A 23745-nucleotide genomic window follows, 5' to 3' on the forward strand; every position below is an offset into this window, starting at 1 on the left:
GCGATCACTAATGTGCCGGTTTTATCAATGATTTTAGGTGGTTAGGTGGTGAGAGCGCAGGGATTCGAACCCTGGACCTACTGATTAAAAGTCAGTTGCTCTACCGGCTGAGCTACGCTCTCCCGTGTCGGGGCTGGGATGCCCTTCGGAAGTGCGCGGAACATAGGTAGAGCGATCCGTTCGGTCAACCCAAAAAAAGCGCTTTCTACAATCAATCCGGTTTTTTTTGTCGCACCCCCGAAAAGGTGATTGGAGAGAGGGGGTGGCTGGGGATAAAAGCGGCTTCAGACATGTCTGGCAAACGGGTGAAATCGTTTTGCGGCAATGGCATGCGCCAAAATGAGAGCGTGAAACGCGGCGAATCTCGGGAATCGCGACGTGCCTTGCTTATCTTTTTGCGCGTGACGTTATCCCAAAACCGATTCCCGCTTTTGGGAGACATGCGTCAATGCGGAGTTCTTTCTTGTCGATTGCCGATATTTCCCTGTTCAGCGCGCTTCTGGCCGGTGCCCTTTCATTTCTGTCGCCCTGCGTCCTGCCGTTGGTGCCGCCTTACCTCTGCTATATGGCCGGTGTTTCGGTGGAGCAGTTCAGGACGGAGAATACCGCGCCGCGGCCTGAAATCCGCAGGGCCGTGCTGTTTTCGGCTTTCTTCTTCACGCTCGGTTTTGCCACGGTCTTCGTGGCGCTGGGTGCCGGTGCTTCGACGATCGGCACGCTGTTGCGCCAGAACCTCGATATTCTCGCCAAGATTGGCGGTTTCATCATCATCCTGATGGGCCTTAACTTTCTCGGTGTTTTCCGCATTGGCCTGTTTTCGCGTGAGGCGCGGTTTCAGGGGGCGGGCAAACCGGCCACGCTTTCCGGCGCCTATGTCATGGGCCTTGCCTTTGCCTTCGGCTGGACGCCCTGCATCGGTCCTGTCCTCGGCGCGATCCTCGGCATTGCCGCCTCGCGTGACACGGTTGGAGATGGCGCAATGCTGCTTGCGGTCTATTCGCTTGGCCTTGCGGTGCCGTTCTGGATTGCTGCCGCCTTTTCCGGTTCCTTCATGCGTTTCCTCGTCCGTTTCCGCCGCCATCTCGGTCTTGTGGAAAAGCTGATGGGTGTGTTGCTGGTGCTCACCGGCCTCGCTTTCATGACCGGTTTCATCACCAATGTGGCGATCTGGTTCCAGGAGACCTTTCCGATCCTGATGAAAATCGGCTAAGCCTCCCCGCGTATTTCATATGCGGGGGAAAAACTGTGGCCGATATCGTCGGATTGCTTTTGCCGTTTTTCGGCCTGATCTTCATCGGCTACGGCGCGGCGCGCATAACGAAACAGCCGGTCGAGGCGATGGGCTGGCTGAACACCTTCATCATTTATGCGGCGCTTCCGGCGCTTTTTTTCAAGCTGGTGTCGAAAACGCCGGTGGAAGAACTGACGCGCATGGATTTCGTTGCCGCCAGTCTTGCCTGCACCTACGGCATTTTCTTGGCTGTGTTCCTGATCGGCCGTTTCGTGAGAAAGAACAATCTCGCCGAAACGACGATCCAGAGTTTCGCGGCAAGCTACGGCAATATTGGTTATATGGGTCCGGGGCTTGCGCTTCTGGCGCTCGGTGAAAAAGCGGCAGTGCCCGTCGCGCTGATCGTCTGTCTCGAAAACGCCGCCCATTTCATCGTCGCACCGGCGATGATGGCGGTTGCGGGCGGTGACAAGCGCTCTACAGCAAGGCTTGCGCTGGATGTGGCGCGCAAGGTCATTACTCACCCGTTCATCGTGTCGGTAATCGCCGGTTTTCTGGCCGCTTCGCTTTCATGGCAGCCGCCGGAGGCGGTGCAGCGGCTGGTGGATTATCTGGCGCAATCGGCAGCACCATGCGCTCTGTTTGCCATGGGTGTCACGCTGGCGTTGCGGCCAATGAAGCGGGTGCCGGTCGAAATCAGCTATATCGTCCCGGCAAAGCTTATCCTGCATCCGCTTGCCGCTTATCTTGTGCTCTCGTCGCTCGGGCGGTTCGAACCGGTATGGATCTATTCCGCCGTGCTGCTTGCGGGCTTGCCGACCGCGACAAATGTCTTCGTCATCGGCCAGCAATATCACGTCTGGCAGGAGAGGGCGTCGGCGACGATCCTGATCTCGACGGTGCTTTCGGTCTTCACGCTGACGGGCGTGGTTTATTTCATCCAGCCTTTTTGAAGCTGCCGAACAGCAGCGAGGGCAGGGCCTTCAGCCCGCGCCCCGGCTCGATGCCTTCGCGCATGACCATGCTTCTGAGCGTGCCGATGCCGGATAGCACATGCAGACCAGCCGCACGCGCCATCTGCACCGGCAGTAGATCGGAAAGCAGCGACCGGTTGAGGAGATCGACGCTGAGGGTGCGGGTGTAGACATCCGCCCGCCGCTTGCGGTCGAAGCTGCTGCCGACATCCGCCGCAATCGGGCGGTCGGAGACGGCGCCGAGCAGTTCGGTGAGGGCAATGATGTCGCGCAGGCTGAGGTTCAGACCCTGTGCGCCGATGGGCGGGAAACCATGTGCAGCCTCGCCGATCAGGGCGACGCGGCCCTTGCCGAAGCGATGCGCGGTCATGGAAGACAGTGGCCATGCCTGCACGCTGTCTTCCACCGCAACGGCGCCGAGCATGGATTGCATGCGCTCCTCCACCCTGAGGCTGAGCGCTTCAAGCGGCAGTGCCGTCAGCTCTTCCGCTTGCGCTGGAGTGACAACCCAGACGAGGCTGGAGCGGTCGCCGGGCAGGGGAACCTGTGTGAAAGGGCCCGTGGGCGTATGGAATTCTGTCGAGACATTGCCGTGCGGCCGGCTATGGCTGAAGTTCAAAACGATGGCCGTCTGCGGATAGGACCAGGATTTGACGCCGATTGCGGCTGCATCCCGCACCATCGACTTCCTGCCATCCGCGCCGATCAGAAAATCTGCGGAGAGCGCTTCACCATCGCCAAGTGTTACCGATACACGGTCGTTGCCGATATCAATCGTCTCGGCGGTGGTTTCGAAGCGGGTAATATTGTGTTCCTGTTCGACCGCTTCGCTAAGCACGCCAAGCAGCGCCTCATTGGGAATATTCCAGCCGAATGCATCCAGCCCGATTTCAGAGGAGCGGAACTGCACGGTGGGCGCGCGCAGCAGGCGGTCGGTGCCGTCAATAATCTGCATGGTGGAAAGACGGGCTGCGGTAGGGGCTATGCGCGACCAGAGGCCAAGGCGGTCCATGAAGCGGATCGACTGGTCCATCAGCGCCGTCGTGCGCCGGTCCTTCTTTTCGCTGGAGGGCGCAACAAGCGCCACGTGGCGGCCCGCCCGCGCAAGCGCTATGGCCGCAATCTGGCCCGCAAGTCCCGCACCAGTGATGGCGATATCGAAGTGTCTCATGGTCCTGATCCGTTGTTATTTCCAAGGCATCATAAAGGCTTTGCGCGGGTAAATCCACTTTGACCCCGGAACATCCCGGCGTAAACATTCGTTGGTTGTACCGCTATATTAGTCCTAGGATAAGCCAGATCAGCCGGTTGCAAAGCGTGGTGAATGGCCGCATACCGGAATGAACAGGGCGGATGAAAAGCGGGGCGCAGACGCTGACCATGAAAATTTTCAACTACAAGCGTGTTCCCTACGCGGAAATCCGCGCCTTTTCCGTTCATATTTTGACGGCATCCGGGTCATTTCTGGCTTTTCTTGGCGTCGTCGCCGCTTCCGAACACCGCTTTGTCGACATGTTCTGGTGGCTGGGGCTTGCGCTGCTGGTGGATGGCATTGACGGGCCCATCGCCCGCAAGGTTCGGGTGAAGGAAGTTCTGCCCAACTGGTCCGGCGATACGCTCGACAATATCATCGACTATGTCACCTATGTGCTCTTGCCCGCCTTTGCGCTTTACCAGAGCGGCATGATCGGCGAGCCGCTATCCTTCGTTGCGGCTGGCATGATCGTGGTGTCGAGCGCCATCTATTACGCCGACATGGGCATGAAGACGGACGAATATTTCTTCTCCGGCTTTCCGGTGGTGTGGAACATGGTGGTGTTCACGCTATTCGTCATGGATGCCAGCGCCACAACAGCCATGACTGTCGTTACCGTCTCGGTGTTCCTGACATTCCTGCCGATCAATTTCCTGCATCCGGTGCGCGTGAAGCGATTGCGGCCGCTTAATCTGGCAATCGTATTCGTCTGGTGTGCGCTTGGCGGTTATGCGTTGCTGATGCATTTCGAAACGCCGACCTGGGCGGTGATCGGCTTTGTAGCGAGCGGGCTTTATCTCTATTGCATCGGCGGAATATTGCAGTTTTTCCCCGCGCTCGGCGCGAAATAAGAAAAGCGTAAAGCCGTTTATTGCTTGTGCAAATTGCATTTAAGCAACGTCTTTTTCAGTTGTGCGCAGCAGCAAAACAGTTATCAATAAATCATGATCGCGCAGCATTGCATACGTGTTGTAGCCTGATTGGGAACAATGACCACGGTTGCTGAAATGCTTCGAAGAAAGCATGGGTAGCCGGTGTAGAGAGGGAATTCGTGACTGGAACTATGGCGCCGGAGGCCGTGCCTCTCCTGTCCGTTCGCAAGCTGACCAAGCTGTTCGGCAATTTCGCCGCATGCAACGGCATCGACCTCGATATAGCGCCGGGCGAAATCCACGCGCTTCTGGGTGAAAACGGCGCGGGCAAGTCCACGCTCGTCAAGATGCTGTTCGGCGTGCTCTCGCCGAGCGAGGGTGATATCGTCTGGCAGGGTCAGCCGGTTTCCATAGGTTCGCCAAGCGAGGCCCGCAGGCTCGGCATCGGCATGGTCTTCCAGCATTTCTCCCTGTTTGAGGCGTTGACGGTTGCTGAAAACATCGCCCTGTCGCTGGACCCGAAAATTTCATTGAAGGAAATCGCCAAGGAAGCGGAACAGCTTTCGCGCGCCTATGGCCTGCCTCTCGATCCCAATGCGCATGTCGCAGATCTTTCGGTTGGCGAGCGCCAGCGTATCGAGATCGTGCGCGCCCTGTTGCAGAACCCGCGCCTTATCATTCTCGACGAGCCGACTTCGGTTTTGACACCGCAGGAGGCGGACAAGCTGTTCGAGACGCTGGCGAAGCTGAAGGCTGAAGGCCGTTCGGTGCTTTATATCAGCCACCGGCTGGAAGAGGTGCAGCGTATCTGCGACCGCGCTACCGTTCTGCGCCATGGCAAGGTTACGGGCGCCTGCGATCCGCGCAAGGAAACACCGGCATCTCTGGCGCGCATGATGGTGGGTAGCGATGTCGCAAGCGTTTCGCGACCGACGGGCGATGCCCTCGGTCAACCGCAGATCGAAGTCATGGGGCTTTCCGTTGCGCCACGCACGCCCTTTGCCGTGGCGTTGAAAGCGGTTTCCATGACTGTGCGCGCCGGCGAAGTGCTGGCGATTGCCGGGGTCGCCGGAAACGGGCAGGGCGAGTTGTTCGATGCGCTTTCGGGCGAATATCCCGTCTATAATAATGATGCGATCCATCTCCGCGGCAAGCCGGCCGGCCGCATCGGCATCAATGGCCGGCGGCTGATGGGCGCCGGTTTCGTACCCGAGGAGCGCCATGGCCATGCCGCCGTTCCCGGCATGAGCCTTTCCGACAATCTTCTGCTGGCGCGGGCGCGCTCCGACCGCAAGGCGTTTCTGACGGGCGGTTTCCTGCGCATCGTCAGGGGCTCAGCTATCAAGGCGGCGGCGCGGCGCATATCGGAAACCATGGATGTGCGCAAAAGCGGGGCCGATCCGCTGGCGGGATCGCTGTCGGGCGGCAATCTGCAAAAATTCATCGTCGGACGCGAACTCGATCGTCAACCGGCCGTGCTTGTTGTCAACCAGCCGACATGGGGTGTGGATGCGGGGGCGGCGAGCCGTATCCGGCAGGCGCTTGTCGATCTCGCCAAAGCCGGCTCTGCCGTCATCGTCATCAGCCAGGACCTCGATGAAATCTTCGAGGTCGCCACCAATATCGCAGTCATTTCCGATGGGCAGCTTTCGCAGGCCTATCCGGTGGAAGACATGACGCTTGAAAAGATCGGCCTGCTGATGGGCGGCGTCCACACACAGTCAGGAGCCGCCCAGCATGCGCATTGAGCTTGAAAAACGGGCAGGGATCTCGAAGCTATTTACCCTTCTCTCGCCGCTTCTGGCACTGGTGCTGACGCTGCTCGTCGGCGCCATCATGTTCGCCATACTCGGTAAAAATCCGCTTGATGCGCTTTACGCCTTTTTCATCGAGCCACTGCTGGAGGTCTGGTCGCTGCATGAGCTGGCGATCAAGGCCGCACCGCTGATCCTGATCGCGGTTGGCCTGTCTATCTGTTATCGCTCCAACAACTGGAACATCGGCGCGGAAGGACAATTCACCATCGGCGCGATCACCGGTTCCATCCTGCCGGTGCTTTATCCGGACTGGCATTCGCCACTCATCCTGCCGTTGATGCTGGTTATGGGCGCCATCGGTGGCGCACTCTATGCCGGTATTCCGGCGCTGTTGAAGACGAAGTTCAACACCAACGAAATCCTCGTCAGCCTGATGCTGGTCTATGTCGCGCAGCTTTTTCTCGACTGGCTGACGCGCGGCATCTGGCGCGATCCGGGCGGCTATAACTTCCCGCAGACGAAACCCTTCAACGAGAGCGCAGTGCTGCCGGAAATGCTGGCATCGGGCCGGGCGCATTGGGGTTTCGTGTTTGCCATCGTAGCGGCCATCGCGCTGTGGTTCATGATGCGTTACATGCTGAAAGGCTTCGAGGTCACGGTTCTTGGCCAATCGGCGCGGGCAGGGCGTTTTGCCGGTTTCTCATCGAGCCGCATGGTCTGGTTTTCGATGCTGCTTTCCGGCGCGCTTGCCGGGCTTGCGGGCATTTCGGAAGCCTCCGGCTCCATCGGCCATCTTCAGCCCAGCATTTCTCCGGGTTACGGCTTCACCGCCATCATCGTCGCCTTTCTAGGCCGCCTCAATCCGCTCGGTATCATCCTCTCCGGGCTGGTGCTTGCACTGACCTATCTTGGTGGTGAGGCGGCGCAGCTTTCCATCGGTGTGTCTGACAAGGTGACGCGTGTGTTTCAGGGGCTGATGCTGTTCTTCGTACTCTCCTGCGATACGTTGATCTTCTACCGCATCAGGGTCGTCTTCACCGGCAAGGCGCATAACAGCCAAGGAGCGGCATGATGGATATGCTTCAGGCCATCCTTCTCACGGTCATCACTGCCGCCACACCGCTCGTCCTTGCCGCCTCGGGCGAGCTGGTGGCGGAACGCTCCGGCGTCCTTAATCTCGGCGTCGAGGGCATGATGATCATGGGTGCGGTCTGCGCTTTCGCTGCCGCGCATATGACCGGTTCGCCCTATCTTGGCATTCTGGCCGGTATCGCGTCGGGCGCGGTTTTCTCGCTGCTCTTCGGTTTCCTGACGCTGACGCTCGTTACCAACCAGGTGGCGACTGGCCTTGCGCTGACCATTCTCGGTCTTGGCGTTTCCGGCATGCTGGGCGAAAGCTTCGTTGGCCTGCCGGGCGTCAAGCTGCAGCCCATCGTCTTTCCGGTGCTGTCGGAGATACCCTTCATCGGCCCCTTGCTGTTCCGACAAGACCTGATCTTCTACATGTCCATCGCGCTCGTTGCCGGCATAAGCTGGTTTTTGTTCAAGAGCCGCACGGGTCTCAAGATCCGCGCCATCGGCGACAATCACGGTTCTGCCCATGCGCTTGGCATCAACGTCATCCGCACACGCTATCTGGCTGTCATGTTCGGCGGTGCGTGCGCGGGGCTTGCCGGCGCGCAGCTTTCGCTGGTCTATACGCCGCAATGGGTGGAAAACATGTCGGCCGGGCGTGGCTGGATCGCACTGGCGCTCGTCGTCTTCGCGTCCTGGCGTCCATGGCGGGTGCTGGCAGGCGGTTATCTGTTCGGCGCTGTCACCATCGGGCAGTTGCACGCCCAGGCATTCGGCATTGGCGTGCCGTCGCAACTGCTTTCGGCGCTGCCCTATATCGCAACTATTGTCGTGCTGGTCATCATCTCGCATAATCGCCGCACGACCTTGATCAACACGCCGGCATCACTGGGCAAATCCTTCGTGCCGGACCGGTGAGAAAAACTTCCAGTCTCCAAACCAAACAGGGGTAAAAATGAAAAAACTGGTCATCGCACTTGCTGCTTCCATAGCGGCTCTTGGAGGCGTCGTTTCTTCGGCTGAGGCCGCCGACGCAAAGAAGGTCTGCTTCATCTATGTCGGCAGCCGCACCGATGGCGGCTGGACGCAGGCGCATGAAATCGGTCGCGAAGAGCTGCAGAAGCATTTCGGCGACAAGATCGAAACGCCGTTCCTCGAAAGCGTTCCGGAAGGCCCGGATGCCGAACGCGCCATCGAGCGCATGGCACGTTCCGGCTGTGAGCTGGTCTTCACCACTTCCTTCGGCTTCATGGATGCGACCGTTAAGGTTGCCCAGAAGTTCCCCAAGGTGAAGTTCGAGCACGCCACCGGCTTCAAGACCGCCGAAAACGTCGCGACCTACAATTCGCGTTTCTATGAAGGCCGCTACATTCAGGGCCAGATCGCCGCAAAGATGTCGAAGAAGGGTGTTGCCGGCTACATCGCTTCCTTCCCGATCCCGGAAGTGGTGATGGGCATCGACGCTTTCGTTCTTGGCGCGCAGTCCGTCAATCCTGAGTTCAAGGTCAAGGTCGTCTGGGCCAACACCTGGTTCGACCCCGGCAAGGAAGCCGATGCCGCCAAGGCGCTTATCGACCAGGGCGTCGATATCCTGACACAGCACACCGATACGACTGCTCCGATGCAGGTTGCAGCCGAGCGCGGCATCAAGGCCTTCGGTCAGGCTTCCGATATGATCAAGGCCGGTCCGGAGACACAGCTGACCGCGATCAAGGATACCTGGGGCGCTTATTACATCAAGCGCACGCAGGCCCTGCTTGACGGCACGTGGAAGTCCGAATCCATCTGGGACGGCCTGAAGGACGGCATCCTGACCATGGCGCCTTACACCAACATGCCTGATGACGTGAAGAAGATGGCTGAGGAAACCGAAGCCAAGATCAAGTCGGGCGAGTTGCACCCCTTTACCGGTCCGGTGAAGAAGCAGGACGGTTCGGAATGGCTGAAGGCGGGTGAGAAGGCTGAAGACGGCGTTCTGCTCGGCCTCAACTTCTACGTTGCCGGCGTGGACGACAAGCTGCCGCAATAATGTGACACGCAGGTACTAGCTGCTAACGGGACCGCGCATGCAATTCATGCGCGGTCTTTGTTATTTTGATGTGTTTTATTGTTCGAACGAAGTTTGGCTTTGCTTTTCACGCGCGTTGATGTTTTTCACTGTATTCTGCGTTGAAAATCGGGCTGCTTTCCTGGATTACACAAGTCAGGCGCGATTTTTACATCTTCAACCGAACGGAAGGACATGGAATTTGCAGCGCGGAATGCTCGATGCGGCGATCGGTTTTCGAAAGTTGCGGACAAATCATGCTCAGGTCGTTCACAAGCTCGGTCTCGATATCGTGTCCGGAGTTTTCAAGACGGGTGACATCCTGCCGGGCGATGCCGAGCTGATGGAGCGGCTGAAAGTCTCTCGAACGGTGCTTCGCGAGGCGATGAAGACGCTCACCGCCAAGGGCATGATCTCCCCCAAGGCGCGCATCGGTACCCGTGTGACGGAGCGCGAAAGCTGGAACATGTTCGACAGCGAGGTGCTGCTCTGGCACTTCGAGGCAGGTGTCAGCGAGGAATTCCTGCTGCATCTCTACGATATCCGCCAGGCGTTCGAACCCTATGGCGCGGGTCTTGCTGCCGCCAGGGCAAAAGACGCCGATATCGCAAGGCTTGTCGCTTACGCCAATGAGATGGGCAACACGGCTTATTCCAAGGAAAAGCGCGCGCTTGCGGATATGAATTTCCACGTTCTCATCACCGAAATGTCCGGCAACCCGTTCATGCGCACCGTCGGCTCGCTGATAAAGGCGGCGCTGGCGGGCATTTTCCGGATGAGCAACCCGGAAGCCGATCCCAACGAGATTTCCGACGTGTCTGCCTCTCACCTGCGACTCGTTGAAGCGTTTCGCCTGCGTGATGAGGGGGCAGCCCGGCGCGAGATGGAAAGGCTGATTGAAAACGGCCGTCAGCAGATACTCGAATTCACGGCCCGTAACTCCCGCCCATAGATCATGCCAGCCTGCCGCTGATCACGTTTGATGAAAATCGGCGTGGAAATTTGGTGGAGATTTGCATGGTTTCTTAAGTGGGGCGCCGTTATAGCAGTGCCGGAAAGAAATCACCCATACGCTCGTCCGCAATGCTGGCCGGCGTAAAGTCAAACATTGCCCCTGTCCGGGCCGCCTGTGGCCGGTGACGGGGTGTTGGAGGTCTTATGGAGCGCAGCTCTCTAGCCGTTATTCTCGCAGCGGGCGACAGCACGCGCATGAAGTCTTCGAAGTCCAAGGTGCTTCATCCGGTCGCTGGACGCCCGATGATCGGGCATGTGGTGGAGGCTGTTGCTGGAGCGGGCGTCGGCGCGGTGGCGCTGGTGGTCGGGCGCGATGCCGACAATGTCGCTGCTGCGGCAAGTCTCAAGGGCCTGCAGGTCGAGGCTTTCCTGCAAAAGGAACGCAAGGGCACCGGTCATGCGGTTCTTGCCGCACGCGAGGCGATCGAACGCGGTTTTGACGATGTCATCGTCGCTTATGGCGATGTGCCGCTCATCACCTCAGCCACGCTCGACAGGGCGCGCGAGGCGATTGCCGACGGTGCCGATGTCGCCGTTATCGGGTTCCATACCGACCGTCCCACGGGTTACGGGCGGCTTCTGGTCGAGAATGGCGAGCTGGTCGCGATCCGCGAGGAAAAGGATGCCACCGACGAGGAACGCAAGGTCACCTGGTGCAACAGCGGATTGATGGCCATCAACGGCCGCAATGCGCTGGATCTGCTGGATCGGATTGGCAACAGCAATGTTAAGGGCGAATATTATCTGACTGATATCGTCGAGATCGCCCGTTCTCTCGGCCGCCGCGCCATTGCCATCGATGCGCCGGAAAAGGAATTGACCGGCTGCAACAACCGCGCTGAACTCGCCTTCATCGAGAGGCTCTGGCAGGAGCGCCGCCGTCACGAATTGATGGTCGACGGTGTTTCGATGATCGCGCCTGAGACAGTATTCCTTTCCTTCGATACGAAGATCGGTCAGGATGTCCTGATCGAGCCCAACGTCGTTTTCGGTCCCGGCGTGACGATCGAGCCGGGTGCGATCATTCATGCATTTTCGCATCTGGAAGGGGCCTATCTGGCCCAGGGTGCGGTTGTCGGTCCCTTTGCGCGGTTGCGTCCGGGTGCAAACCTGCATGCCAATGCCAAGGTCGGCAATTTCTGTGAGGTCAAGAAGGCCGAGATCGGCGAGGGCGCAAAGGTCAACCATTTGACCTATATCGGCGATGCTTTCGTGGGTGCAGGCAGCAATATCGGCGCGGGTGCCATCACCTGCAATTATGACGGTTACAACAAGTCCGAAACGCGGATCGGAGCCAACAGCTTCATCGGCTCGAATTCGTCTCTGGTTGCTCCCGTCTCCATTGGAGAGCGGGCCTATATCGCCTCCGGCAGCGTGATTACCGATGACGTGCCTGCCGATGCGCTGGCTTTCGGGCGCGCGCGCCAGGAGGTGAAACCGGGCAGGGCGGTCGCCTTGCGCGAGCGGGCGAAAGCGCTGAAGGAAGCGAAGAAAAAATCCTCTTAGATGACGTTACCGAGCGATACTGAAAGTGACCGGCGGGATAATTGCCGATTTCAGAGAAACGGTTAAAGCATTTCCAGTAAAGGTGCGCAGCGGTTTTACGTCCGGAAATGCATCAGAACAAAAAGGTGGTGTATTTTCGCATTTCAGGGAAAGGCGGAAATACTCTGGAAGTTTCGGTGAAGAGATCGCCGTCTGGAGAAATATATGTGCGGAATTGTCGGAATTGTCGGAACGCAGCCCGTTGCTGAACGGCTTGTCGATGCGCTGAAGCGCCTCGAATATCGCGGTTACGATTCGGCGGGTGTCGCCACCATCGACAATGGCGCGATGGACCGTCGCCGGGCGGAAGGCAAGCTGTTCAATCTGGAAAAGCTGGTCTCTGAAAAGCCGCTGCCAGGTGTCGTCGGCATCGCGCATACGCGCTGGGCGACGCATGGCGTGCCGAACGAAACCAACGCCCACCCGCATTTCGTCGAAGGCGTTGCCGTCGTTCATAACGGCATCATCGAAAACTTCTCTGAACTGCGCGAGGAACTGAGCGCCGAGGGTGCAACCTTCACCACCCAGACCGACACCGAAGTGGTGGCGCAGCTTCTGGCAAAATACACCCGCGAAGGGCTTGGCCATCGCGAGGCGATGCTGAAGATGCTGAACCACGTGACCGGTGCCTATGCGTTGGTGGTGATGTTTCAGGATGATCCCAATACGCTGCTTTCGGCGCGCTCCGGCCCGCCGCTTGCCGTCGGTTACGGCAGGGGCGAGATGTTCCTGGGGTCCGACGCAATCGCGCTTTCGCCTTTCACCAATGAGATCACCTATCTGGTGGATGGCGACTGCGCCATTGTGACCCGTGACGGTGCGGAAATCATCGATTTCTCCGGCAAGCCGGTGAAACGCGAGCGCCAGATTTCGCAGGCGACGGCTTTCGTGGTCGACAAGGGCAACCACCGCCATTTCATGGAAAAGGAAATCTATGAGCAGCCGGAAGTCATTTCCCATGCGCTCAGCCACTATGTGGATTTCGCCTCCAAAACCGTGAAGGATGCCGATAAGGCGATCGATTTCGCCAGGCTTTCCGGCCTTGCCATTTCTGCCTGCGGCACGGCCTATCTTTCCGGCCTGATCGGCAAATACTGGTTCGAACGTTACGCGCGCCTGCCGGTGGAAATCGATGTCGCATCGGAATTCCGTTACCGTGAGATCCCGCTCGTTCCCACGCAGGCCGCGCTGTTCATTTCGCAATCGGGCGAAACCGCCGATACGCTGGCGGCCTTGCGTTACTGCCAGCAAGAGGGACTGAAGATCGGCGCGGTGGTCAATACACGCGAATCGACCATGGCGCGCGAATCGGATGCGATCTTTCCGATCCTCGCCGGCCCGGAAATCGGCGTGGCCTCCACCAAAGCCTTCACCTGCCAGCTTGCCGTGCTCGCTTCGCTCGCGGTTGCCGCGGGCAAGGCGCGCGGTACGCTTAAGCCGGGCGAGGAAAAGGAGCTTGTGCAGCAGCTTATCGAGATGCCGCGCATCATGAGCAAGGTGCTGAACCTCGTCCAGCCGCAGATCGAGGCGCTGTCGCGCGATCTGTCGCGCTTCAAGGATGTACTTTATCTCGGCCGCGGCACCAGCTTCCCGCTGGCGCTGGAGGGCGCCCTGAAGCTCAAGGAAATTTCATATATCCATGCCGAAGGATATGCAGCCGGCGAGCTGAAGCATGGGCCAATCGCACTGATCGACGAAAACATGCCTGTCATCGTCATCGCACCGCATGACCGCTTCTTTGAAAAGACCGTTTCGAACATGCAGGAAGTGGCCGCGCGCGGTGGCCGCATCATCTTCATCACCGACGAGAAGGGTGCCGCTGCCTCCAAGCTCGACACCATGGCGACGATCACGCTGCCCAATGTCGACGAGCTGATCGCGCCGATGGTCTTCTCGCTGCCGATCCAGCTGCTGGCCTATCACACCGCCGTCTTCATGGGCACGGATGTGGACCAGCCACGCAATCTGGCGAAATCGGTGACGGTGGAATGATCATCCGGCCGGAGCGGCAAGGTGATGAAGAGGCGATTGCTCGCGTTACGGAAGATGCCTTCCGTAACGTCGACTACAGCGACAAGACGGAACATGTGATCATCGAACGGCTTCGCAAGGCCGGTGCGCTGACTGTTTCTCTGGTTGCCGAGGACAGCGAAGGCATCATCGGCCATATCGGTTTTTCACCGGTAACACTGTCGGGCGGCGAGACCGGCTGGTTCTGTCTTGCGCCCTTATCGGTGGCGCCGGACCGGCAAAGGCAGGGTGTCGGCTCAGGGCTGGTTCGGGAAGGGCTTGCCGCGCTGGACCGTCTGAGTGCTTCTGGCGCAGTTGTCGCTGGCGATCCGGACTATTACGGCCGCTTCGGTTTTCGCCATGTTGAGGGCCTGAGCGGCAAGGGGATTCCTGACGAATATTTCACAGTTCTTCGCTTGCATGGCGGAACTCCATCCGGCATTGTCGGTTTTCATCCGGGTTTCGATAGCGACAACGCTTAATTCCGAACGGTAAATGACCGATATTCCAGTCAAAATTTCATTCGCAGCCCGTCTGCGCAACAGCTTCCTCACGGGCGTCCTCATCCTTGCGCCTGTCACCATCACCATGTGGCTCGTATGGAGCTTCCTGCAATGGGCGGATAGCTGGGTTAAGCCCTATATTCCCGCCCGTTACGATCCCGAGCAATATTTCGATGTGGCGATCCCCGGCTTCGGCCTGCTGATCGCCGTCATCGGCATCACGCTCATCGGCTTTCTCGGCAACAACCTCATTGGCAAATGGATCGTCGGCGTCGGCGAATCCGTTCTCAACCGCATGCCGCTGGTGCGGCCGATCTACAAGAGCATCAAGCAGCTGTTCGAATCCGTCCTGAAAGAGCATTCGAACTCTTTCAAGAAGGTCGGCCTGATCGAGTTTCCGTCACCCGGCACCTGGGCGATGGTATTCGTATCCTCGGAGGTCAAGGGAGAGCTTGCCCATCGCTTCAACGAGATGGGCCAGGAGATGGTTGCCGTCTTCCTGCCACCGACTCCGGTGCCGACGGCGGGTTTCCTGCTGTTCGTGCCGAAGGACAAGATCGTGATGCTGGACATGACACCGGAAGACGCGGCGAAACTGCTGATTTCAGGTGGACTGGTGGCTCCGGATTTCACGCCGCCGAAAATTATTGCGCCGGTTTGAGCGTTACAGGAGGCCGCTGATATCTGTTTGCGAAAAGTCGTTGCCGACATAAAGCAAAGAGCAGCCTTCAGCTTTTGCCAGCTCATAGGCAAAGCAGTCTCCGAAATTCAGCCCGGCGGGGTGGATACCCTTTCCCCAGATGCGATAGGCTTCCGAAATGCCACGGATTGATTTAGCAGTAACGGGCTTGATTTCGACGCTCAGCCCTTCGATCAGCATCTCGAGTTCCCGGCTGCGGCCACGTCTTTGCGCGACGATCACAGCTTCGGCAAGCGTACCGGCGGATATCAGCAATGGTTCATCCGTATCGAGAGCCATGGCACATGCATCTGCTGTGGGTTCATCAAGCAGGATTGCAAGCAGAGCAGATGTATCGATGACCATCATTTTGGAAGGCCGTGCTCGTCATAAAGGAAATCCTGACTATGCGCGGCATCCGGGCCATCGTCGCTCTTGGTCGCGACGGCCGCGCGCACTTTATCAAGCACGGCCCTGCGGGATTTTTTATCCGCCACAATAACCACTGGAACCAGCCGCACTGCTGCATGACCATGCCGGGTGAGAATGATTTCGTCCCCGGCCTCGGCGCGTCGTACCAATTCTGTCAGTTGGCCTTTTGCATCAGTTACGGATATCTGCATGGCTAACCTTAAGCGTTAAATCTCGCTTTAGATTAGTCTATTGAATGGACCAAATCAATCCTCGTCATCGAGATCATCCACCTCTGTTCCCGTCGTGGTCGCATGGAACACGGGGACGAAAAGCCGCATGTAGACCAGCCGCACGCTCCAGCCCTGTTCCAGTGCCTCGGTCCATGCCTTCTTGCGGCCGGGCTTTTTGAAGGCCTTGCCGATCGCTTTCTTCGGGCTTTTGGCGAAGGTGTCGGGTTGCAGGATGTTTTGCGGTGAGCAGAGCGCGTAGCCCTTTCTGAAGGCGGGCGGTGGGCGGCGTGGGTCGATCATGTTCATGGCGGTTCACTTTCAGCCGGCGTGCAGGAAGCGGATAGCTTCGTCGCGGCGGTGCAGATAGAGCAGGGTGCGCAGGCTTTCGCCGCGCGGGCCGGTCAGTTCGGGGTCGCGCTCGATGACATAGGCGGCGTCCTTGCGGGCGATTTCCAGGAGGTCGGCATGGGCTTCGAGGCTGGCGATGCGGAAGCCCGGGGTGCCGGACTGGCGGGTGCCGAGGAGTTCGCCTTCGCCGCGCAGCTTCAAATCCTCTTCCGCAATCAGGAAGCCGTCCTCGCTGTCGCGCAGGATGGAAAGTCGGGCGCGGCCGTTTTCGCTGAGCGGCCCCTTGTAGAGCAGGATGCAGGTGGAGGCCTCGTCACCGCGTCCAACCCGGCCACGCAGCTGGTGAAGCTGAGCCAGGCCGAAACGTTCGGCATGTTCGATGACCATGATCGTGGCGTCCGGAACGTCGACACCCACTTCCACCACTGTCGTTGCCACCAGCAGCCGGGTTTCGCCGTTCTTGAAAGCCAGCATGGCGGCGTCCTTCTCCGGGCCGCTCATGCGCCCATGGATGAGACCGATATTGACACCGAGCATCTGCGAGAGAACCGCATGTCGTTCTTCCGCCGACATCAGGTCGGACTCTTCCGTCTCCTCCACCAGCGGGCAGATCCAGTAGGCCTTCTTGCCCTCCTTCAGCGCGGCGCGCAGCCGCTCGACGATGTCGCCGATGCGCTCTGTGGGGATTGTCACGGTCTGGATGGGTTTTCGGCCAGCCGGTTTTTCGGTGAGTTTTGATACATCCATGTCGCCGAAGGCGGCCAGCACCAGCGTGCGCGGAATGGGCGTGGCGGTCATAACAAGCATATGCGGCGTGATGCCCTTGGCGGTGAGACGCAGGCGCTGGTGTACGCCGAAACGGTGCTGCTCATCCACCACGGCCAGCACGAGGTTCTTGTAACTCACGCTGTCCTGGAACAGCGCGTGGGTGCCGATGACGATCTGTGCCTCACCGGAGGCCACGCGTTCTTCGATCTCGCGACGCTCCTTGCCCTTGGTGCGGCCGGTCAGCACCTCAACCGTGATGCCCGCGGCATTGGCGAGTTTGGAGATGGTGGCGAAATGCTGCCGGGCAAGAATTTCGGTCGGGGCCATCAACACCGCCTGTCCGCCGGCCTCGACGGCGGTTGCCATAGCCATCAGCGCCACCAGCGTCTTGCCCGCGCCGACATCGCCCTGCAACAGCCGCAACATACGGTCCTCGCTGGCCATATCGGTCAGGATATCTTTCACCGAGGCATTCTGGCTCGGCGTCAGGGAGAAGGGGAGTTGCGACAGGATTTTTGCAGCAATGTCCCCCTTGGCGCGGATCGGCTGGCCCGCGACCTTGCGCAGTCTTTGCCGCACCAGCGCCAGTGACAGCTGCCCGGCCAGAAATTCGTCGTAGGCGAGCCGTCTGCGTGCCGGGGCCTGAGGATCGATATCGGCGCTGTCGCGCGGATCGTGCAACTCACGGAAGCTCGATGCCACGTCGCCGAACCCCTGCCGGGTCTTCAGCGTTTCGTCGATCCATTCGGGAAAGACCGGCAGTTTCGAAAGTCCGCCTTCAATTGCCCGCCGCAGCACCTTCGGAGACAGCCCGGCTGTCATTGGATAAACGGCTTCGACCAGCGGCAGGTTCTCGGATTCGGAAAGCTTCACCATGAAATCCGGATGCACCATGGAGGCGCGGCCGTTGAACCAGTCCACCTTGCCGCTGACGAGAACCTCTTCATCGACGGGCAAGGCCTTGGAAAGCCAGTCTCCCTTGGCGCGGAAGAAGGTCAGCGCCAGTTCCCCGGTCTCGTCATGCAGGAAAACACGGTAGGGCGCGGAACGATTGCCTGGTGGAGCTGGCTGATGCCGGTCGACACGTCCCTGGATGGTGACAATGGCGCCGGGAGCGGCAAGCGCGATGCCCGGGCGGTTGCGCCGGTCGATGACGTTTGATGGTGCGTGGAACAGAAGATCGATCACGCGGGTGTCGTCGGCATTTTCCCGGCTCAGCAGTTTGGCCAGAAGGTCGGCAAGCTTCGGCCCCACACCGGCAAGGGTGGAGACGGAAGCAAATAGCGGATCGAGAATGGCGGGACGCATGCTCAGCAAAATCGGGGAAGGGGACGCGTTATGCAAGACGTGGCGCCCGACAAAGGCTGTTTATCACCGGCAGATTTTAGCCGCCGTGGCATTATTTCGATAAAAACCGGTTCCAAGCGTTCGCCTCCTGTTCTATAGGAGGGCGCAATCAACATCCTGTTGAATAGCCAACCGAAAGGTGAATGCGATGACTGGACTGGTGCGCACGAGCGCCGACCTCGATCCGAGGCGCAGGCGGATACTTTACCGCTGCTGGCACCGGGGCATTCGCGAGATGGATCTGGTGCTCGGGCAATTTGCGGAAGACAATATTGCCGGGCTTTCCGACGATCAGCTTGACGAGCTGGAAATCATCATGGCGGAAGAGGATAACGACCTCGTCAAGATGGTGACGGGTGCCCTGCCGGTGCCGGAAAAATTCCAGACCCCGTTGTTCGAGAAGATCGCCTCTTACCGTCCCGATTTCGATCTCGTCACAGCCGAAACCCTGAAGGCCTGAAACATGATAGCCGGATTCGATGCAAAGCTGGTGGCGTCGGCCGATACGCCGCTGACCATCGGAAACGTGCCCTCCGGCATGGAAGCCCTGCTGCTCGCCGATATGGCGCGGGCGGGAACATCGGTGGCTTACGTGATGTCGGACGGCCAGCGGGTCGCCGATCTCGAACAGATTCTTGGTTTTGTCGCGCCGGATATTCCGGTGTTGACGCTGCCGGCCTGGGATTGTCTGCCTTATGACCGCGTGTCACCGAGTGCGGACACCTCGGCGCGCCGGCTCGCGGCACTTGCCGGCCTCATCAATCACGCCAAGAAACCGCATCCGGCCATCGTTCTCGTCACCGTCAACGCCATGCTGCAGAAGATGGCGCCGCGCGACGTTATCGAGAGCCTGGGCTTTTCGGCCAAGCCCGGCAACCAGATCCGCATGGAGGACATCGCCGCGCGGCTGGAGCGCAACGGTTTCGACCGGGTGGCGACGGTGCGTGAAGTGGGTGAATTCGCCGTGCGCGGCGGCATTCTCGATGTCTTCGTGCCGGGCACCGAAGAGCCGGTGCGGCTCGATTTCTTCGGCGATACGCTGGAAAGCATCCGCACCTTCGATCCGGCCAGCCAGCGCACCATCGCACAGGCGCGCTCGCTTGATCTCAATCCGATGAGCGAAGTGACGCTGACGCCGGATACGATCGGCCGGTTCCGAAAGAATTACCTGTCGCTATTCGGTGCGGCGACGCGCGACGATGCGCTTTATCAGGCTGTCTCCGAAGGTCGCCGTTATGCCGGTATGGAGCACTGGCTGCCGCTGTTTTACGAGGAGCTGGAAACCGCCTTCGATTATCTCAGCGGTTTCCGTATCGTCACCGACCATACGGCGCGAGAGGCGGCGAAGGAACGCTCCAAGCTGGTCCTCGATTATTACGAGGCGCGGCGGGCTTCCGGCGAGACCAAGGGCTCGACGCAGGGCGCGCCTTACAAGCCGGTATCGCCTGGGCAAATCTATCTCGACGGCAAGAGCTTCGAGGCGGCGCTTGCAAGCGTCAATGCGGTGCGGCTGACGCCCTTCAACGAACACGATAGCGAAGGTCGCCCGGTCGCGACGCTTGATGCCCATGTTGGTCCGCGCTGGGCACGTCCACCGACGGAAGGCGACAGCGAAGAGCGGGTCAATGTTTTCGATCTGGCGGTAAAGCACATTGCCGAGCGCCGGGCCAAGGGCTGGAAGGTGTTGATCACCGGCTGGTCGGAAGGTTCGCTCGACCGGCTGTTGCAGGTCTTGAACGAACATGGGCTTGAAAAGATCAAGCCGGTGACATCGCTGAAAGAGGTGGAGAAACTCGGCAAGGGTGAGGCGGCTTCGGCGGTGCTGAGCCTCGAAGCCGGGTTTGAGACCGGAACGCTTGCTATCATCGGCGAGCAGGATATTCTTGGCGACCGCATGGTGCGCCGTTCCAAGCGCCGCAAGCGCGGCGCGGATTTCATCGCGGAAGTGGCGGGGCTGGACGAAGGCTCGCTCGTGGTTCACGCCGAACACGGCATCGGTCGCTTCGTCGGTCTCCAGACCATCGAGGCAGCGGGCGCGCCGCGCGCCTGTCTGGAACTGCATTATGCCGACGACGCCAAGCTCTTCCTACCGGTCGAAAACATCGATCTTCTCTCGCGTTATGGTTCTGATGCCGCGGAAGCCACGCTCGACAAGCTCGGTGGCGGCGCATGGCAGATGCGCAAGGCCAAGCTCAAGAAGCGCCTGCTCGATATGGCCGACGAGCTTATCCGCATTGCAGCCGCGCGTCTGGTGCGCCACGCGCCGGCGCTTATCGCACCGGACGGGCTTTACGACGAGTTTGCCGCCCGTTTCCCCTATGACGAGACCGAGGACCAGCTGAACGCCATCGACGCTGTTCGCGACGATCTCGGTGCCGGGCGGCCGATGGATCGCCTGATCTGCGGCGATGTCGGTTTCGGCAAGACCGAAGTGGCCTTGCGCGCCGCTTTCCTTGCCGCCATGAATGGCGTTCAGGTGGCGGTGGTGGTGCCGACCACGCTTCTGGCGCGACAGCATTTCCGTACCTTTTCCGAACGGTTTCGCGGTCTGCCGATCCGGGTGCAGCAGGCCTCGCGCCTTGTGGGTTCGAAGGAGCTTGCGCTCACCAAGAAGGAAGTGGCTGATGGAAAGACCGACATTGTCGTCGGCACCCATGCGCTGCTCGGTGCGGGCATCAGCTTCGCCAATCTCGGCCTGCTGATCATCGATGAGGAGCAGCATTTCGGTGTGAAGCACAAGGAGCGGCTGAAGGAGCTGAAAAGCGATGTGCATGTGCTGACGCTGTCGGCAACACCCATTCCGCGCACCTTGCAGCTGGCCATGACCGGCGTGCGCGAGCTGTCGCTCATCACCACGCCGCCGGTGGACCGCATGGCGGTTCGCACCTTCATTTCGCCCTTCGATCCGCTGGTAATCCGTGAAACGCTGATGCGCGAGCATTATCGCGGTGGCCAGAGCTTCTATGTCTGCCCCCGCCTTGCCGATCTCGCTGATATCCATGCATTCCTGCAGTCGGATGTGCCGGAACTGAAAGTGGCGGTGGCGCATGGCCAGATGGCGGCGGGTGAACTCGAAGACATCATGAACGCCTTCTATGACGGCAAATACGATGTGCTGCTTTCGACCACCATCGTCGAATCCGGCCTCGACGTGCCGACCGCCAATACGCTGATCGTGCATCGTGCCGATATGTTCGGTCTCGCCCAGCTTTACCAGCTGCGTGGCCGTGTTGGTCGTTCCAAGGTCCGCGCCTTCGCGCTGTTCACCCTGCCGGTCAACAAGGTGTTGACGACGATGGCGGAGCGGCGGCTGAAAGTGCTGCAATCGCTCGACACACTCGGCGCCGGTTTCCAGCTTGCCAGCCACGATCTCGATATTCGCGGCGCGGGCAATCTGCTTGGCGAAGAACAGTCCGGCCACATCAAGGAAGTCGGTTTCGAGCTTTACCAGCAGATGCTGGAAGAGGCCGTGGCCGAAGTGAAGGGTGACGAAGAGGTGCGCGACAGCGGCTGGTCGCCGCAAATCTCGGTCGGCACCTCGGTCATGATTCCGGAAGATTATGTCCCCGATCTGCATCTGCGCATGGGTCTCTACCGCCGTCTCGGCGAGCTTGCGGATATAGGCGAGATCGACGGTTTCGGCGCAGAAATGATCGACCGTTTCGGCCCGCTGCCGAAGGAAGTGCAGCATCTGCTCAAGATCGTCTACATCAAGTCGCTCTGCCGCACGGCCAATGTCGAGAAGGTGGATGCCGGGCCGAAAGGCGTGGTTGTGCAGTTCCGCAACAAGGAATTCCCCAATCCGGCAGCGCTTGTCGGTTACATTGGCAAGCAGGGCTCGATGGCGAAAATCCGCCCGGACCACAGCCTGTTCCTGAACCGCGATCTGCCGACGCCGGAAAAGAGGCTGGCGGGTGCGGCGATGGTCATGACGCAATTGGCGGAGCTGGCTCGGTCGTAGATTTAAAGCCTTTGGGGGTGTCGGTGGGTGTGGCTTACCCCCCTCTGCCCTGCCGGGCATCTCCCCCACAATGAGGGAGATCGGCAAGACGCGCTGTCACCACTTCATTCTCTAACGTTGATATAGCAAAACCTTGCCGCATATCGATTTCCCACCTGTCGGGGAGATGCCCGGCAGGGCAGAGGGGGGTAAACCACACCCATCTTCGGCTCATTTCCATTAGCCAATTCCTCGAAAACTCCACTCACTGCCTTCAGCGAAAATTACCGCGATGTAACGAGACGGACATATATCGGTAGTCTTCGCGGGCGTAATCTTTCCTTCATACCCGGTGCGGCGGATCGTAAAGCCGCCGGGTCTTGAAGGAGCAGGACGATGTGGACCAACATCAACAGGTTTGCCACCGCTGGTCTGGTTGCTTTGACAATTGCGGGCACCACAATTGCCACCACCAGTCAGGCGGAAGCGCGCAATAATTTCGGCCGCGGCCTTGCCGCCGGGATAGCAGGAACGATCATTGGCGGAGCGCTCATCGCCGGGGCAAGGCATCCCGGTTACGCTTATGGCCCCGCTTATTATGCACCGGCCTATGGTCCACCCGTCTACGCCGCGCCAGCTTATGGACCGCCTGTTGTTTACCAGCCGGTTTATCCTCGCTGCCACGTGGCCTGGCGACAGAACGCCTGGGGCGACATGTATCGGGTCAGGGTTTGTGATTGATCGAATGCCATGCCAGCGACGCAAACATGCGTCGCTGGTTCTCATGCATTTTCGACTTTAGCGCTCGTCTTCCGGCGTGATCCCGACGGCCACATTCTGGTCGGTTGCGGCGATGGAGGCGGGAAGCGGCACTTTTCGCTGCTTCTCGCGGATCAGCGTCAGCAAGCCGGAGCCGACGATCAGGGCGATGCCCATTAACATCCAGCCATCAATACGGTCGCCGAAAATCAGGTAACCGAACAGGATGGCCCAGAGCATCTGGCTATATTGCGTTGGGCCGATCATGGCGGCGGGTGCATATTGGGCAGCATACATGACAAGCACGTTGCCAAGTGCCCCTAACAGTCCATATCCCGCCAGCAGCAACCATTGTTCGCCGCCCGGCATGATGAAGGTCGGCACCATGGCGATGCCGCTGATGGTAAGACAGCCCAGGACGCCGGCCCCATACAGCGAGACGTTCTTTTCCGACGGACCCATGGCGCGGAAGATGACGATGCTGAGCGCGCCGCTGAAGCCGCCGATGATGGCGCCGATATGGCCGATGCCGAGTTCACGGAAACCCGGCCGCAGGATGACCAGCACCCCGAGGAAACCGATGATGACCGCAGACCAGCGGCGGATGCCCACCTGTTCCTTCAAAAACACCACCGACATGATGGTGACGAACGAGGGAAGCAGGAAGATCAGCGCAAAGGCTTCGGCCATGGAAAGATGGGTGAAAGCGGTGACGCTGCCGACGGCACCGGTACCGGCGGCAAAAAATCGGATGATCCATAAAGGCCGGTTGGTCGTCTTCACCACATCCACCCAGCGATCATTGCGCTTGCGGATGAAGGGCAGGGCGATGAGGCCGAACAGGGCGCCGAAGAAGGCCGATTCGATCGGCGAAATCTGGCCTTCTATGAGTTTAACGCTCGCGTCGCTCCAAGCGTAGGCAGCGAAGGCGGCAAAGGCAAGCAGAATGCCTTTCAGGGTCTGGTCGGACACGGGAAA

At 59.5% G+C, this 23745-nt stretch carries 21 protein-coding genes and 1 tRNA gene; 15 read left to right on the forward strand and 7 right to left on the reverse strand.

The genetic code is table 11. The features are described 5' to 3' along the window. Positions 1-46 precede the first annotated feature (46 nt). Positions 47-122 (reverse strand) — tRNA-Lys (locus F617_RS0117050). A gap of 341 nt (positions 123-463) precedes the next feature. Between F617_RS0117050 and F617_RS0117055 the strand changes: the two genes are divergently transcribed. Then, positions 464-1210, forward strand: a complete 747-nt coding sequence (locus F617_RS0117055; RefSeq protein ID WP_026330910.1) for a cytochrome c biogenesis CcdA family protein — start codon at positions 464-466, stop codon at positions 1208-1210. Between the two features lie 35 nt (positions 1211-1245). Then, positions 1246-2184: an AEC family transporter gene (locus F617_RS0117060; RefSeq protein ID WP_019566106.1), complete on the forward strand. Its 939-nt coding sequence runs from the start codon at positions 1246-1248 to the stop codon at positions 2182-2184. Here F617_RS0117060 and F617_RS0117065 read toward each other — a convergent pair. Further along, complete coding sequence (locus F617_RS0117065; protein ID WP_019566107.1) at positions 2168-3376, reverse strand: UbiH/UbiF family hydroxylase; 1209 nt, start codon at positions 3374-3376, stop codon at positions 2168-2170. The two genes, F617_RS0117060 and F617_RS0117065, sit on opposite strands and share 17 nt — an antisense overlap. A gap of 209 nt (positions 3377-3585) precedes the next feature. Between F617_RS0117065 and pcsA the strand changes: the two genes are divergently transcribed. The 10 genes from pcsA (at position 3586) to F617_RS0117115 (ending at position 14943) form a co-directional block, all read left to right on the forward strand. Beyond that, positions 3586-4311, forward strand: a complete 726-nt coding sequence (gene pcsA / locus F617_RS0117070) for a phosphatidylcholine synthase (protein ID WP_025593712.1) — start codon at positions 3586-3588, stop codon at positions 4309-4311. 212 nt (positions 4312-4523) lie between these two features. Next, the gene (locus F617_RS0117075; protein ID WP_019566109.1) at positions 4524-6080 is read left to right on the forward strand and encodes an ABC transporter ATP-binding protein; all 1557 of its coding nucleotides are present in this window, start codon (positions 4524-4526) and stop codon (positions 6078-6080) included. Continuing rightward, positions 6070-7161, forward strand: coding sequence for an ABC transporter permease (locus F617_RS0117080; protein ID WP_013636336.1), 1092 nt, complete (start codon positions 6070-6072; stop codon positions 7159-7161). The genes F617_RS0117075 and F617_RS0117080 overlap by 11 nt, the downstream gene beginning before the upstream one ends. After that, positions 7161-8081: an ABC transporter permease gene (locus F617_RS0117085; protein ID WP_019566110.1), complete on the forward strand. Its 921-nt coding sequence runs from the start codon at positions 7161-7163 to the stop codon at positions 8079-8081. The genes F617_RS0117080 and F617_RS0117085 overlap by 1 nt, the downstream gene beginning before the upstream one ends. 37 nt (positions 8082-8118) lie before the next feature. After that, positions 8119-9192, forward strand: coding sequence for a BMP family ABC transporter substrate-binding protein (locus F617_RS0117090; protein WP_003515759.1), 1074 nt, complete (start codon positions 8119-8121; stop codon positions 9190-9192). Positions 9193-9424: 232 nt separating this feature from the next. After that, positions 9425-10162 carry a FadR/GntR family transcriptional regulator gene (locus tag F617_RS0117095; protein ID WP_003515757.1) on the forward strand — a complete coding sequence of 246 codons (738 nt, stop codon included), beginning with the start codon at positions 9425-9427 and terminating at the stop codon, positions 10160-10162. Positions 10163-10368: 206 nt separating this feature from the next. Further along, entirely contained in the window at positions 10369-11730 is a 1362-nt protein-coding gene (gene glmU, locus F617_RS0117100) for a bifunctional UDP-N-acetylglucosamine diphosphorylase/glucosamine-1-phosphate N-acetyltransferase GlmU (protein ID WP_019566111.1), read from the forward strand. A 204-nt stretch (positions 11731-11934) separates the two neighbouring features. Continuing rightward, complete coding sequence (gene glmS / locus F617_RS0117105) at positions 11935-13761, forward strand: glutamine--fructose-6-phosphate transaminase (isomerizing) (RefSeq protein ID WP_019566112.1); 1827 nt, start codon at positions 11935-11937, stop codon at positions 13759-13761. After that, positions 13758-14261 carry a GNAT family N-acetyltransferase gene (locus F617_RS0117110; protein WP_003515751.1) on the forward strand — a complete coding sequence of 168 codons (504 nt, stop codon included), beginning with the start codon at positions 13758-13760 and terminating at the stop codon, positions 14259-14261. The genes glmS and F617_RS0117110 overlap by 4 nt, the downstream gene beginning before the upstream one ends. A 13-nt stretch (positions 14262-14274) precedes the next feature. Then, positions 14275-14943 (forward strand): DUF502 domain-containing protein, encoded by a 669-nt coding sequence (locus tag F617_RS0117115; RefSeq protein ID WP_019566113.1) that lies wholly within the window; start codon positions 14275-14277, stop codon positions 14941-14943. A gap of 3 nt (positions 14944-14946) precedes the next feature. Here F617_RS0117115 and F617_RS0117120 read toward each other — a convergent pair whose 3' ends face one another. From F617_RS0117120 to recG, 4 genes are read right to left on the reverse strand one after another with little or no spacing between them, the layout of a single operon-like run. Beyond that, positions 14947-15330, reverse strand: coding sequence for a type II toxin-antitoxin system VapC family toxin (locus tag F617_RS0117120; RefSeq protein WP_019566114.1), 384 nt, complete (start codon positions 15328-15330; stop codon positions 14947-14949). Further along, on the reverse strand, positions 15327-15584 hold the full coding sequence (locus tag F617_RS0117125; protein ID WP_019566115.1) for a type II toxin-antitoxin system Phd/YefM family antitoxin: 258 nt from the start codon (positions 15582-15584) through the stop codon (positions 15327-15329). Before F617_RS0117125 ends, F617_RS0117120 begins: the two co-directional genes overlap by 4 nt. 54 nt (positions 15585-15638) lie before the next feature. Then, on the reverse strand, positions 15639-15911 hold the full coding sequence (locus F617_RS0117130; RefSeq protein WP_019566116.1) for a hypothetical protein: 273 nt from the start codon (positions 15909-15911) through the stop codon (positions 15639-15641). Between the two features lie 12 nt (positions 15912-15923). Continuing rightward, positions 15924-18029: an ATP-dependent DNA helicase RecG gene (gene recG, locus F617_RS0117135; protein ID WP_003515741.1), complete on the reverse strand. Its 2106-nt coding sequence runs from the start codon at positions 18027-18029 to the stop codon at positions 15924-15926. 187 nt (positions 18030-18216) lie between these two features. On the opposite strand from recG, the gene F617_RS0117140 reads away from it, so the two are divergent. From F617_RS0117140 to F617_RS0117150, 3 genes are all read left to right on the forward strand, one after another. Beyond that, entirely contained in the window at positions 18217-18528 is a 312-nt protein-coding gene (locus F617_RS0117140; protein ID WP_003515739.1) for a succinate dehydrogenase assembly factor 2, read from the forward strand. A gap of 3 nt (positions 18529-18531) precedes the next feature. After that, positions 18532-22029 (forward strand): transcription-repair coupling factor, encoded by a 3498-nt coding sequence (mfd, locus tag F617_RS0117145; RefSeq protein WP_019566117.1) that lies wholly within the window; start codon positions 18532-18534, stop codon positions 22027-22029. 375 nt (positions 22030-22404) lie between these two features. Beyond that, positions 22405-22749, forward strand: coding sequence for a hypothetical protein (locus F617_RS0117150; RefSeq protein WP_013636325.1), 345 nt, complete (start codon positions 22405-22407; stop codon positions 22747-22749). Positions 22750-22806: 57 nt separating this feature from the next. Here F617_RS0117150 and F617_RS0117155 read toward each other — a convergent pair whose 3' ends face one another. Then, on the reverse strand, positions 22807-23739 hold the full coding sequence (locus tag F617_RS0117155) for a DMT family transporter (protein WP_003515734.1): 933 nt from the start codon (positions 23737-23739) through the stop codon (positions 22807-22809). Between the last annotated feature and the right edge of the window lie 6 nt (positions 23740-23745).

Origin of the sequence: Agrobacterium sp. 10MFCol1.1, assembly GCF_000381165.1 — a bacterium.
Classification (GTDB): domain Bacteria; phylum Pseudomonadota; class Alphaproteobacteria; order Rhizobiales; family Rhizobiaceae; genus Agrobacterium; species Agrobacterium tumefaciens.